Origin of the sequence: Bradyrhizobium sp. SZCCHNRI2009, assembly GCF_032485115.1 — a bacterium.
Taxonomy (GTDB): Bacteria; Pseudomonadota; Alphaproteobacteria; order Rhizobiales; family Xanthobacteraceae; genus Bradyrhizobium.
Genome location: NZ_JAUEUH010000007.1, coordinates 291091 through 305200, shown reverse-complemented (window position 1 = coordinate 305200; position 14110 = coordinate 291091). Strand labels below are relative to the sequence as shown.

The window sequence follows — 14110 nt, the reverse complement described above, 5'->3', positions numbered from 1 at the left end:
CGCGCCGACGATGTCGGAGCTGACACCTCGCAGCGCGGAATGTCGCCCGCCGGCTGTCACCGCAAACCCGCGGAATCGCTGAAGGTACGGAACCGGCGAGGTCAGAATTCGTTCAGCACGGACGCTCGTCCCGGCCAATGCATCGGACCAGGATTGCACGGGTCCGTCCCGGCCACTATCCTCGAGGCACGACACGCGCTGGCCCGCATCCCACAGGAGCGCCCCATGCCGACCGCGACCCCGGCTCAGACCCTGGCTCCCCTGGACGAGACCATCACCATCGCGGAGCTGACGCGCGATCCCTATCCGATCTACCGGCGGCTGCGCCGCGAAGCGCCGGTGCTGCGGGTCAAGTCGGTGGGCCGGACGTTCCTCACCAAGGCGGCCGACACCAAATATGTGAAGGACAATGCGGCGCTGTTCTCGTCCGACGATCCGAACACGCCGATGAAGCGCGCCTTCCTCGCGCATACGCTGATGCGCAAGGATCACGACGAGCACCGCGCCGAGCGCATGGCGATGATGCCGGCCCTGATGCCGAAGACGATCGAGGCCGTCTGGGAGCCGCTCTACACCAAATTCGCCACTGATTATCTCGACCGCCTGCCGCGCGGCGAGATCGTCGATCTGTTCCCCGCCCTCGCCGGCCCCTTGGCCGCGCGCATCCTCGCTGAAGTGATGGGCATTCCCGACGCCAGCGATGCCGACATGCAGCGCTGGTCGCAGGCCCTGATCGACGGCGCCGGCAATTTCGGCTGGACGCCGGGGCCGTTCGACGCGTCCGATATCGCCAACGCGGAGATGGACCGCTGCATCCGCGCCAACATGGCGCGCGTCCGCGCGATGCCGGATTCCTCCGCGCTCTCCTTCATGGTCAACGCGAAGAACCCGATCCCCGAGAGCCAGATCATCGCCAACATCAAGATCGCGATCGGCGGCGGCATCAACGAGCCGCGCGACGCGCTGCTGACGATCCTCTACGGCCTGCTCACCAATCCGGAGCAGCTCGCCGCGGTGCGCGCGCAGGACAAATGGCGCTCCGCCTTCGAGGAAGGCGTGCGCTGGGTGGCGCCGATCCAGGCGAGCTCACGCCTGGTGATGGAGGACACCGAGATCCGCGGCTGCCTGATCCCGAAGGGCGACACCGTGATGACCATCCAGGCCTCCGCCAACCGCGACGAGGAGCTGTTCACCGACGGCGAGCACTACAACGCCCTGCGCGACCCCAACCCCCACCAGGCCTTCGGCAACGGCCCCCACCACTGCGCCGGCGCCCACCTCTCCCGCCGCACCGTCGGTGCCATCCTGCTGCCGATGCTGTTCGAGCGCTTCCCGAAGATGACGCTGCCCGATCCCGCGAGCGTGCGGTGGCACGGATTCGGCTTCCGCGGCCCGCTCAATCTGCCGGTACGGCTGCAGTAGGACCGGCACGAAGGGCGTTGTTCTTCGCGTTGTCTCAGTGCACCTGAGGCGGGCCCCGGGTTGGTTGGAATCACCACGTTCGAGTTATCGCGCTTTGGCAGGCCCGGTGGCGATCTCGACGACGGCCTTCGTGAACCTGCGGTAGATGTCGATCTGTCTGCCGGCAAACGTGGTCGCGACGCCGAACATGCTGAGAGGCGAGCGCATCGTGGCGAGGCTGGCCGCCAAATCGAGATTGTCTCGCGTCATCTCCATAAGCAGGGTCTGGCAGGCCTCCATGCCGGCGAGCGCCGGCGGCGGTCCGCCCGCCACGGGCGAGGGATCGGCCGCCCTGGCTTCAGCGATCGGGGTTGGCTGGGATTCGTGCGAGTCCGTCCCAGCGCCGACAGGCTGAACGGCATCGGGCTTCAGCTCGCTGAGAGGCGGCAGGCGCGCCGGCGCGGATTCGGGCTCAAGAGGCGGGAGCGGCGGCAGGATCGTTTCCGTCTCCTGGCCTGGTCGTCCCGGGAGCCTCGTTTCGGTCTCCGGAACTGCCTGCAGTTCGTCTGCGTCCGAGCTTACGAACTCGGTTAGCACGCGAGCGCGCTTCTGCCTCGCTGTCGCGTCGGCGTGTTTGGGCATTGATACCGGCTTCGCCACGACGGGTTTCGCGCTGTTCCCCTTGTGGGAGCCATTTGATTTGCGCTTGTTCATTGAAAGGCCTTCCTGTGCGGCATCGCCGGAGTGGGGCCAGCCCGGTCTCGATACCAATCTCCGTGTCGGACCATTGGTTCCTTGCGATCAGGACGTCGTCGCTCGAGCGAGGAGAGTGAGCTGCGCAATCGGGGCGGCCTGCACCATTGCGCCGGCGCCCACCTCTCCCACCGCACCGTCGGCGCCATCCTGCTGCCGATGCGGCTCGAGCGTTTTCCCAACATGACCTTGCCCGATCCTGCGAGCGTGCGCTGGCACGGGTTCGGCTTCCGCGGCCCGCTCAATCTGCCGGTTCGGCTGCAGTAGAAGCAGCGCGCGGGGGATCGTACTACTGCGCGCTGAGTCGGTGCGCCTGATCTGGTCGCGGGTGGGCTAGGACCCTGGTCTCACCGTCGTACTGATCGGGTCGTACTGATCGGCGGCGACGTCACGATCGGCTGACGGTCCGCGATCCGGCCGTGGATCCCGCCTTGGACTCGGCCCTGGATCGGATCGCGGAAGCGGACGGCACGCTTGCTCCGGTCAAGTCGTCGCGGGTCGCCACGGCGGCGTGACGCACCGAGACGGTCGTGCCGGGCCGGCCGGCCACGGTCGTGACCTCGGCACCGAGCTGCTTCGCCAGCGCCGTGACGATGCCGGTGCCGAGGCCCCCCTTCGGCCGGCCGTTCAGCTGCAATTTCCCCGTTCCATTGTCCGAGACGGACAGGGTCCAGCCGGCTCCGGAGGACTCGTAGGTCACGGTGATCAGCCCATTCGCGGTGTCCTCGGGAAACGCATGCTTGAGGGAGTTGATGACGAGCTCGGTGACGATCAGCCCGAGGCTTTCGGCTTCGCTCGTCGTCGCCTGACCGTCGCCGCGGGTTTCGATCCTGGTCCGCTGATGGTCGGCGATCATCGATTGCGAGATCGCCTGGCAGAGCCTCGCGAAATGCGCTCCGAGCGCGACCACGCCGCTGCGCGCGGAGGTGTGGAGACTCTGCTGGATGTTCGCGAACGAGATGACCCGGTCGCGGGCGTCGTCCAGGTGGCGTCGCGCCTCCTCGGAGCCGACGGACCGTGCCTTCAACGAGATGATGCTGGCGATGATCGCCAGGCTGTTGCCGACGCGGTGCTGAAACTCCTCGAGCAGCATATCCTTCTGACGCAGCAGCTCCTCGTTCCGGCGCGCCATCTCGCGCTCGCTGGTGACGTCCTCGAGGCCGAGCAGGATGGTCGTATGGGACCCGACCGTGTAGGACACCTGCCGGGCGTTCAGCCGCATCGCCCGGGGTCCGACGGCGGGAAAAACGTGCTCCACCTCGAAATCATGCAGCGCGCCGGTGTTGGAGAAGATCTGGCTCAGCCACGACTTCAGCGCCGGAATATTCCAGGCGCCGTCATCCAGCTCATAGAAGAGTTGTCCCAGCACGTCCTCGGGCGTCGCGGAGAAGGTGAGATAGAACGAACGGCTAGCGGCAATCACGCGGAGATCGTGGTCGAGGACGAGCAGCGGCTCCCGGACCGTGTCCACAATGGCTTCGGCAAGTGCGCACGCGTCAGACGCGTCGGAAAACTGCTGCTTGAACATGTGGTCCCCTCCCTACGCAACACGTCCCCCCGTCACGAACGCTTCGCGTGTCCCGCCTTCAAGCGGCGAAACGAAACGCAGAGCCCGGCGGCGAGTTCTGGCAGCTAGCGATGCGGACGGAGTTCCGTCTGTGCAAAACAGACCACCCGCGCGCTGCACACCCGCAGCTAGTTCTGCTGCTCCGCCTGCAGGTTGTCGTTCAGGACGGCTTGCAGCAGCGCCGGATAGACGACGATCTCGCCGTCATATTCGATCAGGCCCGCCTTTCTGAACTTGTTCATGAAATGACTGACGCGCGACCGCGTCGTGCCGATCATTTCGGCCAGCGTTTCCTGGCTGATTCTTGGAATGACCGGCAGCGGCGTTTCGCCGCGGCCGTAATCGGCCATCGTCAGAAGCAGCCGCGCCAGCCGCTTTTCGCTGCTATGGAAGAGCTGGTCGATCAGGTCCGCCTCGAACCGGTCGATCCTGGCCAGCAGAAACGCGACGAACATCTCCGCAAGCTCGGGATGGAGGCGAAGCGCTGCGATCATCGTCTTCTTGGCGATGGCGGTGACCACGCAATCCTGCAGGGCGAATGCCGAGCCGGTATGCACCGCCTGCCGCGTCAGACAGCCTTCGCCAAGAAACTGCCCGGCATCGACGATGCCGATGACCGCTTCCTTGCCGACGTCGTTGACGACGGTCAGCTTGATCTTTCCCTGTTGGAGAAAGAACAGGGCGTCGGCCGGGTCGCCCTGGGCGAACACGCTTCCCCCCTTGGGAACCTTCAGGACCTTCTGCCCCGGGCATACCTTGTCGAGAAAGGCCTTCGGATCAAATCTGGCGAGGTTCGAACTCGGCACAGCCCCCATCCCCCTCGGTGGACATGCCATCCCCCTCGGTGGACATGCCGAAATTTTACGGTGGAAACCGCTTCCATCTTTGCGCTAGGTCAATCTTCTCATCGCCCTCCGATTGAGTTCCCGGCGAGGATAGAGCGCCGCGAGCGCCATTCTGCAATCGATGCGAGACCTTCCCTGCGATGCAGCCCCTCACATGATGGAGCATGCTCACGCCGGAGCCGCCTCGAACGAGAGACCGGCGTGCACCAGACCCCGCGCGTTCGACCATCTCCTCGGCGCGAGCCGGCCGAGCGAATGAGGCCTCATCGCATCCTCGCGGTCGTTCATCCGTGGTGATCGGCCACCTGTTTGGGTTGCACGGACCAGGTCGCGGGCGCGTCGTCACGGTCGGCTGCGGCCGCAGCCGCCGTCGCCTGCACCTTGCCCGGCGCGTGATGGGCCGGCGCATAGATCGCATAGACCTGCATCGGCGTCGGGCCGATGTTGGTGATGTTGTGCCAGGTCCCGGCCGGAACGAGCACGCACCAGCCGTTCGACACCGTCTGGTCGAACGTCAGCTTGTCCTTGGCGGGCCCCATCTGCACCCGGCCGCGGCCGGCATCGAGCCGCAGGAACTGATCGGTTTCCGGATGCGCCTCCAGTCCGATGTCGCCGCCGACCGGAATCGACATCAGCGTCACCTGCAGATAGCGCCCGCTCCAGGCGACCGACCGATAATTGGCATTGTCCCGCGTCGCCCGCTCGATGTCGAACGCCTGCGGCTGCGGCCCGATGTCGGTGATCTCGGCAAGCATGTCCATCACGGATCTCCCAACCGGCAGCATTGCCGGCAAACCGTCCCGCCACGCGTCTAGCGATGGTCCCGAAGCTGATCGGACACCGCCTCCTTGCCGAAGGCGTGGTCGAGCGCGCGCTTCAGCTTGTGGACCGCGCCACGCACGGCCTGCTCCATGAAGCTGTCCTGATGCGCCGCGACGATCGGCTCGCCGCCGTCACGGTGCACCTCGATCTTGCAGCTCTTGTCGTCGTGACTGGGCTTGTGGCTCACCGCATCGCTGAGCTGCACGTCGATCCGCCTGACCTGATCCTCGTAGCGAAGCAGCACCGCATGAAGCGACGCCTTCACGTCCTGCGACAACTGCTCGCCGCTCTCGACGTTTCCATCGGTCCTGACATCGATCAACATCCGAGTCTCCTTCAGGTGAAGCGTCAAACGTCGCAAGATGGAATTCGCGATCATGATCAGCTCTCCGGCATGGTCGTCATCCAAGCTTCGACGTCGCCGCACGGCACGCGACGCCATGACGCGTCGTTCGCGGTCGGCGGCCACGACTGGACGCCCCGTGATACAACGGGTCTGAAGCGACGCTTGATCCGCCTCGCGGCCTTTCGGGCGGGGCGAAGCGGCCGTTCGAGCGCGTCTCCCAATGTCTCCAGCGATCAGACTGCCAGAGGCGAACGCGCGCGGCTGATCAATATTGCTCAGTCAATACCGGAGAATCAGGCGCAACTTGCGGCGACCCAACTTTCGAGTCTGCACCGGAGATGGGATGATGGATTGTCCGATCACATTTCGCTGCCCCCAGACCGGGTCCGAGGTCGATGCCATCCTGCACCAGCCGAAGGACGACTGTCGGTTCGAGACCGTGACCTTCGAGACCGTGAGCTGCCCGGCCTGCACGAGATTTCACTTCATCCACGCCATGACCGGCGCGCTCATTCCTCCGACCCTGCTCGGCCCGGGGAACTGGACGCCGTAGCGGCGGGCTCGAAGGGCGAACGTCCCGTCTCGCACATTCCTGTGCGGAGGCCGCTGCCGCGGCATCAACGAACCGCGCGACGCGCTGCTGACGATCCTCTACGGCCTCCTCACCAATCCGGAGCAGCTCGCCGCTGTGCGCGCGCAGGACAAATGACGATCGGTCTTCGAGGAAGGTGTGCGCTGGGTGGCGCCGAGCCCGGCGAGCTCACGCCTGGTGATGGAGGACACCGAGATCCGCGGCTGCCTGATCCCGAAGGGCGACACCGTGATGACCATCCAGGCCTCCGCCAACCGCGACGAGGAGCTGTTCACCGACGGCGAGCACTACAACGCCCTGCGCGACCCCAACCCCCACCAGGCCTTCGGCAACGGCCCCCACCACTGCGCCGGCGCCCACCTCTCCCGCCGCACCGTCGGCGCGATTTTGCTGCCGATGCTGTTCGAGCGGTTTCCGAGGATGAAGCTGGTGGATGCGGCCAGCGTGCGGTGGCACGGGTTTGGGTTTCGGGGGCCGCTGAATTTGCCGGTGCGGCTGCAATAGGATTGGGACGAGATAAAAATACTACTGCGTTTCGCCATCAATACATTTTAACTGATCATAAGATGATTAGCAGATCAACCCGACGCGCCGATGTGAAGTACTGAAAATTTAGCACCTATTTCGATGGAAGAGCAGATGCAACTACTCACGCATTTTCGGGCGTTTCCGCAGAGTTTGCATCAAATGCTGATATACGAGACGCGCAAAGCGATCGCCCTCAGTTGGCCTGTTGGACTCGTTGCAGCGAATCTAGAAGACGACTCCCTGCACCTACAATCTTTGAAAGCACTTTGATCTGCTCCCGTAGCGAAACATTCTCGGTCGGGACTGGATAGTTAATCTGGTGATCAACTTCACCCCAAATTTCTTCGAACAAGGTGCGGACCTGAACCTCGCAGCACAGCTTCGAATCCGCGCGAGGCTTCACCAGATAATGGATACTGGTGTAAGAAGTCGATTTCTCCGAAACCTCGAGGTCAAACCTATGAAAGTAGGCGGCCGCCTCAGGATCCCAAGTATATGCCTTAGGGCGCTCAGCGAGGAACCAATCGCCCTCATCCACCTTCCTGCGGATCACAGAGTCAATCTCAGAAAAGTGCTCTTGAAACAGGTGCAATATGCGAACTCCTGCAAGATCTGTTATCTTGGAGTAGAAGTCGTTGATCGTGATAGCCTTGCCTTCGGCAGCCTTACGAACGACTTTAGCTCGCAGGTGCCCGGGATCTTTCAGACGACTCTTTGACGAGTGCACCAGCCGATGGCCGTTAACGGTCAGACGCGGGTTCTCGCCAATGTACTGCTCAACCCCGGACATGAAAATCCTCAAGTCATGGGTCATGGTACCGTAGGCCGATACAATTGCATCCAACTCAGCATCAGTTGGGGCCGGCAATGGCTGAGCTGCAGCCCCTGTCCTCGCGGCGCCAGATACTACCGACTCCACCGAACCCGCTGCTACATCGCTGCCTGGCCCATCGTTTGCGTCTGGATTCAAAGCTTAGCCACCCTTTCAAGAAAGTCCTTAGCAAAAGCGTGGTAGCTGCCTTGGGTTGCTTCGAACTTGCCTCGGTTGCCGCCGATCGTGCTGCTATCCTCAGGTTGAAGCTCGATGCTCGGCAATTTCCACATGGGCTTGTGATACTTTTGCGACATCCCAGGAAAGGTGTTATGAGTATGAATAACTGCTGTTCCACCGATCGAGCCAGCCAAGACTTTTTTGAACGGCAATGAATTTTCGGCATCGATGAATTTGGAGATCGTCTGAGGTATCTGCTGGGCATAGTGATAATGTGCGGTGGCCAGATCCAGATCGTTGAGCAGACCACTATAGCGTTTCGCATTGTAGATCGTATATCCGATGAGTTTGACAAACTTCTTCGGAAATTGATCGCGCTTTGAATCTGACAGCAACTGAAAAATCGTGTCAAACTGCTTGCGCCAAAGGCGGAGAGCGCTGCCTATGTTTCGGATACCGTAAACCGAAAATAAGTCAGGCGCACAGGGAATAAGAAAGCCATCTGCCAACGTCAGCAGATGCCGATTGAGAGCGCCTAGGCTCGGTGATGTATCGAAGATCACGAGTTCATACCCGTTAATCTGGGCAAATTGGTAAGCGATTTGGCGCACCCGCGTTGCCGTTCGAATAGCCAGGGGATCGCCTTGGTAGATGCCGCTCCATCGCTCTCCGATTTTTGCTTCGAAGAGATGAAGCGTCAGGCGGCCAGGTATGAGGTCGACGTTCTCGGCCAGCTTGATAGGCGGAGGCAAGTTGTCGATCTCGGCAGTGCCGTCTTCCGTGGGCTTAAGGTCGAAGTGAATTGATCGAGGCTCCTGAAGCATCGCCTGGAAATTCCGTGCCGGCGTGCGTTTTCTAGTCGCAGCAAAATCTTCAATAAAGTCGTCTTCTGCGGCCCAGATATCATGGATGCGCTCCATTTCGAGCGAGAAGATCGTCAGATTGCACTGGGGATCGAGGTCGATCAGTAGGACCTTTTTTCCAAGCTCGCCGAGCGCGTGAGCCAAGTGAAAGGTCAACGTAGTCTTTCCGACGCCGCCCTTGTTATTGAATATCGTGACAATCTTTGGTGTCATCAACTTCCCCGAGAAACGTTCTTTGATTACTCCATGTTTGCTCGGCCGCAAAGATGCGAAATGCTAAGCTTGTGAAATATCAAGCGACGAAATCGTATGCGCCGATCTATGTTGCCGACAGAAAGCGCGCTCCCGCGCCGTTGCATTTGCAATGATCCCGCTCAATCCGATTGCAGAGCTGCCGCACGGCGGCATCGGCAGCAAGCGCCCCAGATGCCAGATCTTGGTACGCCGCACTCAACTCACCGCCCTCAAATCGCCTCCCGCATCGCACCCATGCCCAAACTGCCCGTCGTGCCAGTTTGCCGCATTCCGTCGGGCAACTCTCCGCTTGTGTCGTCGGGCAAATCAGATCGATGCTCCCCGCCGTCTCCTGCTCGCTGAAGGGGCGTTTCGCGATCGTCACGGACCGTGGAGCGGGAGATGCGGTGGCCGCCTGGGGTCGCAGTGCGCGTTTCGCGTGCGGACGAACGAGCCCCTCGCGGACGGTCAAGCCGTGTGGTCCCGACACCCCGACGCTGGTGTCTTGGTCGGCGACATCCCGATGACGGGGGCAAGCAAGCCCGGTCCCCTGGGAGAGCACGGAGCAGCCGTTCAACCCATCGCGCAGGGAAGGCCGGTTGTTCGGCCAATCCTGTGGTGACTGCCGCCTGCTTTTCTTTCTGCAGGCGGGCCATGGGTGCGGCCCGCACCCGGCCTTCCCTGCGCCCTTCTCTCTGAAGGGTGCCCCGATGAGCAAAGCTCGGACGCGACAGCGCGCCGCGAGGCTGCGGAGCCGCGCTTACAGGTCAGACATGAAGGGTTGAGCGCCGGAAATGGCGCTCCCTAGGGGAATCGAACCCCTGTTTCAGCCTTGAGAGTTGGAGTTTTTCCCGCTCGGCCAGTTCGCATCCATTCGCCACAATCCAATATTATCATACACTTAGCCGGCAGCGGTTCGCAGTCGGCCGCCTCCGTACGCCCTCGCTTATTCGACGGATATTCGACGCTTTCGAGAAGATTGTCATGGCGAAAACACTCGCAGAAGAACAGATCACAACGGCCAGGGCGCGCTCAAGGTTGGAGCTAGGCGTACATTGGCGTCGCCTCGATGCCGAGGCGCATCTTGGCTATCGCAAGGGCAAGCGAAGTGGGAAATGGCTGGTACGCTGGCGCAATCACCATGACGGGGCCAATTACAAGCAGGCGCCGATCGGCGTTGCCAACGACGTCAACGACAAACCAGCCGAAGGCACGCTGACCTTTGAACAAGCCGTGACACAAGCACGAGAACACGTCACCCGGTCAAGGGCAGAAGCGGCAGCGCTAGCTGCCGGACCGCCGCCCACGGTGCAAGCGGCAATTGAGACATACGTTCGGGAGCGCAACGCCCGTGACAGCCGGAGGGTCGGTCGCGAGATTCGCTCCGATGCTGGCCACCGACTGCGGCGCTACCTTCTTGGTCAAGAGCGCCGTGGTCGTCAGGAAGCCATTAAGGCTGCCCCCCTTGTCGCTGTCCGCCTGTACGCGTTGACAGAAAATCACCTTTTGACGTGGCGCGAGAGCCTGCCCGCAAAATTGAAGGCCACGACCAGGCGCCGGCTCGCAGCTGACCTGAAGGCTGCCCTAAATGCAGCATGGCTCCGCCTGCCCTCGGAACAGAAGAAGTTGAACCCGACATTCCCCTCGATCGTAAAAGACGGACTCAAGGCTGAGCGTATCGATGATGACGACGAGACATCTGTCGCTCGAGACAACCAAATCCTAACGGACACACAGGTCAGCACCCTCCTCCGAGCCGCGCGCAAGATCGACGAAGAGCAAGGGTTTGAAGGCGACCTATATCGCATTGTCGTGTGCCTTGCGGCCACGGGTGCGCGATTCGCGCAACTAAGGCGAATGCGCGTGAGTGATGCGCAGCGAATAGAGCGACGCTTGATGGTGCCAGGGTCATACAAGGGGCGCGGCGGCAACGGCGGCTATGTCCCGGTACCCGTGGGTGAAGATGTCATCGACGTGCTGTTGCCCGCAATTTCAGGACGCCCGAAAGAAGCGCCATTGTTCGAGCGCTGGAGGTACGAGCAGGCTGGTAGCTTCGGGTGGAAAAAGTCAGAGCGCGGTCCGTGGAGAACAGCCGAACTCACTCGCCCGTGGCAAGATATCCGCAAGCGTGCCGGGCTCCCGAAGGTTATCCCTTATGCCTTACGGCATTCCAGCATCGTACGCGGCCTACGCAATCTACTACCTATCCAACACGTTGCTAAACTTCACAACACGTCAGTGCAGATGATTGAACGCCATTATGCGAAGTACATCGCAACGGCCCTCGAAGATCTCGCCAGGGCGGCTGTTATACCGCTTATTCACCCGGAGAGGCCAGGCAAGTATTTCGCCGATGGCGGGGTCCAACCGGAAGGTCTCGTTGCCGATCCATGATGCCTTAGATGGACCGGCCCTGCTGGGCCTGAGTCGTAACGCGGCCGACCGTCAGTTATTGACTACTTTATTGGCTACTTTTGAGGCAACAAGTCTATCTGCTGTTGGCGGGTGCCGCATTGATGCCAACCAGAGACAGCAGAGATTGCACAACGACGAGCCTGCGACGACCGATCGTCGTGGTCGTAACTCGACCATTCCCGATGAGTTCATAGATTTTTGTTCGCCCAAGGCCGGTCGCTTCACACGCTTCCGCCACGGTACAGGTCAGCCGCTGCGCGAACGGGATGCAATCCGACGGGTGACGCTTCGGCTCCTCTGGAGCCACAATAGGCGCCGCTTGGGTAGTGCATTCGATGTCTCGGCCACGCCGCGTCAAGGATGTGCTTCCTCCGTGATCGAAGAAATGCACCGTGAGGCCGCCTGCACCCGACGTCAACAAAACCGAAAGAGCAGAGTGTCCTGGCGTACATCAGAATACTGCGGAGGGCTCAGCCTCTAAAACGCGAACCAACATTTCCGAACCGCATGGTCACGTTCGAGTCTCCCTTCTATCGTCTGCGCGAATCGCCCGCTTCTACACGGTTTTTACAGTCCGTAACCTCATTGAGTCGAGAGAGCGCGGGTCTGATGAAGAAGGAACGAGGACGCAAGCGCAAGCAGCAGCAGCCGGCGTACGAGCGGCCCTGCTTGCGTCCGTGAAGTCCTTCACTGTGAGTTACTATGTATAAAAACACGCGACGGCGTCTCGGACGAAGCCATAACCGACGTGCTCTGCGACATCGTCGCAATGCAGCCTGAGATGCCCAAGCACCTAGGCAAGGAAGTGACCTGCTCGCTCATTTGCTCGCGGAAATACGACCGTGTTGATGATCCAGACGAAGTGCCTTGGCCGCGCATCGGCAAGGGTCAGACCGTTTCCGAAATGCCTTTCTTGCTCGACATGCGAATCGGCAAGGAAGGCGGATTGTTCTCCGCTTACTTGCCCGAGGCCGCGGACTGGGCGTTGTAGGTCGACTTGAAGAACGGGCGATTAAAGTTCTTCGAGGCGACCTTCATTAAGACTCATCGTGGGGGGTGGTGATCTGATCAGCTTGAACTTCTCGGAAAACCCGCCGGAGCAACCGTGAACGGGATCTGCGATCATGTGTATAGCTGTGCCTATCCGATCGGGGCGACCTGACGCGGAGCATTTGAAAAGGGCGACAAAGGACTCCTCTCGTCATCGAGTAGGACTAGCGTCCGGCGTATTATTCAGAGGCTTACTTCAGCTTGGAAGTCATGAAATCTGCAAAACGATTCAACAGCCATTCCGACATTTTGCGGGTTTGCGGATGATTGTGACTGCTACAGAATTTCCCGTTGTCGGAATGGCGACGTTTAGTGCGGCGAGCGACCTGCGTCGGTCGAGCGCGACTCCTACCGTATTGCAGACACCCAGGGCGGACATTGGCCGGCAATGACTTGGAAGCGCGCGCTGCGACGGTCGAAGCAGCTGATGTTGACCTTGCCCCCAAGTTTTATCCAGGTCTGAGTTCGTTCGGGCGGTTGGATATGCCCGTGCGGGCGGTGGTAGCGGCGGGAGCTGGCGCGGAGCCTTCGACACAGCGCAGCGCCAGATCTCGACGCGGATTGCAGGTGGCGGCGAACTCGGATGGCGTCTTCCATCCGAGCTGGGAATGCGGCCGAGCGTCGTTATAATCGGCCCGCCAGCATCGGAGCGCGACGCGGGCCTGGGCGAGCGAGGTGAACAGCGTCTCATTCAGCAGTTCATCCCGCAGGCGGCCGTTGAAGCTCTCGATGAAGGCGTTCTGCATGGGTTTGCCCGGCGCGATGTAGTGCCAAGCGATGCGGCTCTGATCGGTCCATGTCAGGATAGCATTGCTGGTGAGCTCGCTGCCGTTGTCGCTCACCACCATCTTGGGCTTGCCGCGCTCGGCGATTAGCCGATCCAGCTCTCGAGCGACCCGGTGCCCGAGAGTGAGGTGTCGGCTACCAGCGCCAGGCACTCGCGCGTGCAGTCGCCGACCACGGTCAGGATGCGGAAGCGCCGGCCATCGGTCATCTGATCCGAAACGAAGTCGAGCGACCAGCGATCATTCGGGAGCAGCGGCACCGTCATCGGCGCTTGCGTCCCGATAGCGCGCTTGCGGCCACCTCTGCGGCGCACCGAGAGCCGCTCCTCCCTGTACAGCCGGAACAGCTTCTTGTGATTGACCAGGTGGCCCTCCCGCTTGAGCAGAACGTGCAGGCGACGATAGCCGAAGCGGCGGCGCTCGTGGGCAATCGTCCTCATGCGCTGCCGCAGCCCGGCATCATCGACCCGGCTCGTCTGATATCTGACCGTCATGCGGCAACAGCCGATGGCTTTACACGCCCGCCGTTCGCTCATCCCATGAACGCCCACGAGATGTGCGACAGCTTTCCGCGTCGCCGCGGGCGTCACCACTTCTTTCCCAGCAGATCCTTCAGGGCGGCATTGTCCAGCATCGCGTCCGCCAGCAGCCGCTTGAGCCGCGTGTTCTCGTCCTCCAGCGTCTTCAGCCGCTTGGCCTCCGAAACGTCCATTCCACCGAACTTGGCCTTCCACTTGTAAATGCTGGCGTCGCTCACGCCATGCTTGCGGCACAGGTCAGCGACCGGAACACCCGCCTCGTGCTCCTTCAAAATTCCGATGATCTGCTCTTCCGTAAAGCGGCTGCGCTTCAGGCTCTGGTCCTCGTCGCGGGCCAGAACGAACTTCAAACTGGATTAGGCCCGAGGGGCAAGGTCAA

Annotated in this window: 12 protein-coding genes and 3 pseudogenes; 6 read left to right on the top strand and 9 right to left on the bottom strand. The window is 61.6% G+C overall.

Annotation, left to right across the window (positions count from 1 at the left end; genetic code table 11):
* Positions 1–225 precede the first annotated feature (225 nt).
* The gene (locus QX041_RS24930; RefSeq protein WP_316166851.1) at positions 226–1422 is read left to right on the top strand and encodes a cytochrome P450; all 1197 of its coding nucleotides are present in this window, start codon (positions 226–228) and stop codon (positions 1420–1422) included.
* Between the two features lie 84 nt (positions 1423–1506).
* Here the strand turns inward: QX041_RS24930 and QX041_RS24925 are convergent, their stop codons facing one another.
* The gene (locus tag QX041_RS24925) at positions 1507–2115 is read right to left on the bottom strand and encodes a hypothetical protein (RefSeq protein WP_316166849.1); all 609 of its coding nucleotides are present in this window, start codon (positions 2113–2115) and stop codon (positions 1507–1509) included.
* Positions 2116–2250: 135 nt separating this feature from the next.
* Here QX041_RS24925 and QX041_RS24920 point away from each other — a divergent pair.
* Positions 2251–2421 (top strand): annotated as a pseudogene (locus QX041_RS24920) (cytochrome P450); the annotation flags it as partial.
* 121 nt (positions 2422–2542) lie between these two features.
* On the opposite strand, the gene QX041_RS24915 reads toward QX041_RS24920, so the two are convergent.
* The 4 genes from QX041_RS24915 to QX041_RS24900 form a co-directional block, all read right to left on the bottom strand.
* Positions 2543–3682: a sensor histidine kinase gene (locus tag QX041_RS24915; protein ID WP_316166847.1), complete on the bottom strand. Its 1140-nt coding sequence runs from the start codon at positions 3680–3682 to the stop codon at positions 2543–2545.
* A 167-nt stretch (positions 3683–3849) separates the two neighbouring features.
* Positions 3850–4536, bottom strand: a complete 687-nt coding sequence (locus QX041_RS24910; protein ID WP_316166846.1) for a Crp/Fnr family transcriptional regulator — start codon at positions 4534–4536, stop codon at positions 3850–3852.
* A 314-nt stretch (positions 4537–4850) separates the two neighbouring features.
* Entirely contained in the window at positions 4851–5327 is a 477-nt protein-coding gene (locus tag QX041_RS24905; protein WP_316166844.1) for a cupin domain-containing protein, read from the bottom strand.
* Between the two features lie 50 nt (positions 5328–5377).
* Positions 5378–5713: an HPF/RaiA family ribosome-associated protein gene (locus QX041_RS24900; RefSeq protein WP_316166843.1), complete on the bottom strand. Its 336-nt coding sequence runs from the start codon at positions 5711–5713 to the stop codon at positions 5378–5380.
* Between the two features lie 364 nt (positions 5714–6077).
* On the opposite strand from QX041_RS24900, the gene QX041_RS24895 reads away from it, so the two are divergent.
* Together QX041_RS24895 and QX041_RS24890 are read left to right on the top strand one after the other, a co-directional pair.
* Entirely contained in the window at positions 6078–6287 is a 210-nt protein-coding gene (locus QX041_RS24895) for a hypothetical protein (protein WP_316166841.1), read from the top strand.
* Positions 6288–6347: 60 nt separating this feature from the next.
* Positions 6348–6830, top strand: a pseudogene (locus QX041_RS24890) (cytochrome P450); the annotation flags it as partial.
* Between the two features lie 217 nt (positions 6831–7047).
* Here the strand turns inward: QX041_RS24890 and QX041_RS24885 are convergent.
* Positions 7048–7644: a RelA/SpoT domain-containing protein gene (locus tag QX041_RS24885; protein ID WP_316166839.1), complete on the bottom strand. Its 597-nt coding sequence runs from the start codon at positions 7642–7644 to the stop codon at positions 7048–7050.
* A 176-nt stretch (positions 7645–7820) separates the two neighbouring features.
* Positions 7821–8921 carry a ParA family protein gene (locus QX041_RS24880; protein WP_316166837.1) on the bottom strand — a complete coding sequence of 367 codons (1101 nt, stop codon included), beginning with the start codon at positions 8919–8921 and terminating at the stop codon, positions 7821–7823.
* Positions 8922–9926: 1005 nt separating this feature from the next.
* Between QX041_RS24880 and QX041_RS24875 the strand changes: the two genes are divergently transcribed.
* On the top strand, positions 9927–11336 hold the full coding sequence (locus tag QX041_RS24875; RefSeq protein WP_316166836.1) for a tyrosine-type recombinase/integrase: 1410 nt from the start codon (positions 9927–9929) through the stop codon (positions 11334–11336).
* A 94-nt stretch (positions 11337–11430) separates the two neighbouring features.
* Here QX041_RS24875 and QX041_RS34415 read toward each other — a convergent pair whose 3' ends face one another.
* Positions 11431–11595, bottom strand: a complete 165-nt coding sequence (locus tag QX041_RS34415) for a hypothetical protein (RefSeq protein ID WP_410051885.1) — start codon at positions 11593–11595, stop codon at positions 11431–11433.
* 510 nt (positions 11596–12105) lie between these two features.
* On the opposite strand from QX041_RS34415, the gene QX041_RS24870 reads away from it, so the two are divergent.
* Positions 12106–12348 (top strand): hypothetical protein, encoded by a 243-nt coding sequence (locus tag QX041_RS24870; RefSeq protein ID WP_316166835.1) that lies wholly within the window; start codon positions 12106–12108, stop codon positions 12346–12348.
* 508 nt (positions 12349–12856) lie between these two features.
* On the opposite strand, the pseudogene QX041_RS24865 reads toward QX041_RS24870, so the two are convergent.
* A pseudogene (locus QX041_RS24865) lies at positions 12857–14045 on the bottom strand (IS3 family transposase).
* Positions 14046–14110 lie beyond the last annotated feature (65 nt).

Coding starts and splice junctions, on each gene's coding strand:
- QX041_RS24930 (WP_316166851.1), top strand. CDS start 226: ATGCCGACCGCGACCCCGGCTCAGACCCTGGCTCCCCTGGACGAGACC.
- QX041_RS24925 (WP_316166849.1), bottom strand. CDS start 2,115: ATGAACAAGCGCAAATCAAATGGCTCCCACAAGGGGAACAGCGCGAAA.
- QX041_RS24915 (WP_316166847.1), bottom strand. CDS start 3,682: ATGTTCAAGCAGCAGTTTTCCGACGCGTCTGACGCGTGCGCACTTGCC.
- QX041_RS24910 (WP_316166846.1), bottom strand. CDS start 4,536: ATGGGGGCTGTGCCGAGTTCGAACCTCGCCAGATTTGATCCGAAGGCC.
- QX041_RS24905 (WP_316166844.1), bottom strand. CDS start 5,327: ATGGACATGCTTGCCGAGATCACCGACATCGGGCCGCAGCCGCAGGCG.
- QX041_RS24900 (WP_316166843.1), bottom strand. CDS start 5,713: ATGTTGATCGATGTCAGGACCGATGGAAACGTCGAGAGCGGCGAGCAG.
- QX041_RS24895 (WP_316166841.1), top strand. CDS start 6,078: ATGATGGATTGTCCGATCACATTTCGCTGCCCCCAGACCGGGTCCGAG.
- QX041_RS24885 (WP_316166839.1), bottom strand. CDS start 7,644: ATGTCCGGGGTTGAGCAGTACATTGGCGAGAACCCGCGTCTGACCGTT.
- QX041_RS24880 (WP_316166837.1), bottom strand. CDS start 8,921: ATGACACCAAAGATTGTCACGATATTCAATAACAAGGGCGGCGTCGGA.
- QX041_RS24875 (WP_316166836.1), top strand. CDS start 9,927: ATGGCGAAAACACTCGCAGAAGAACAGATCACAACGGCCAGGGCGCGC.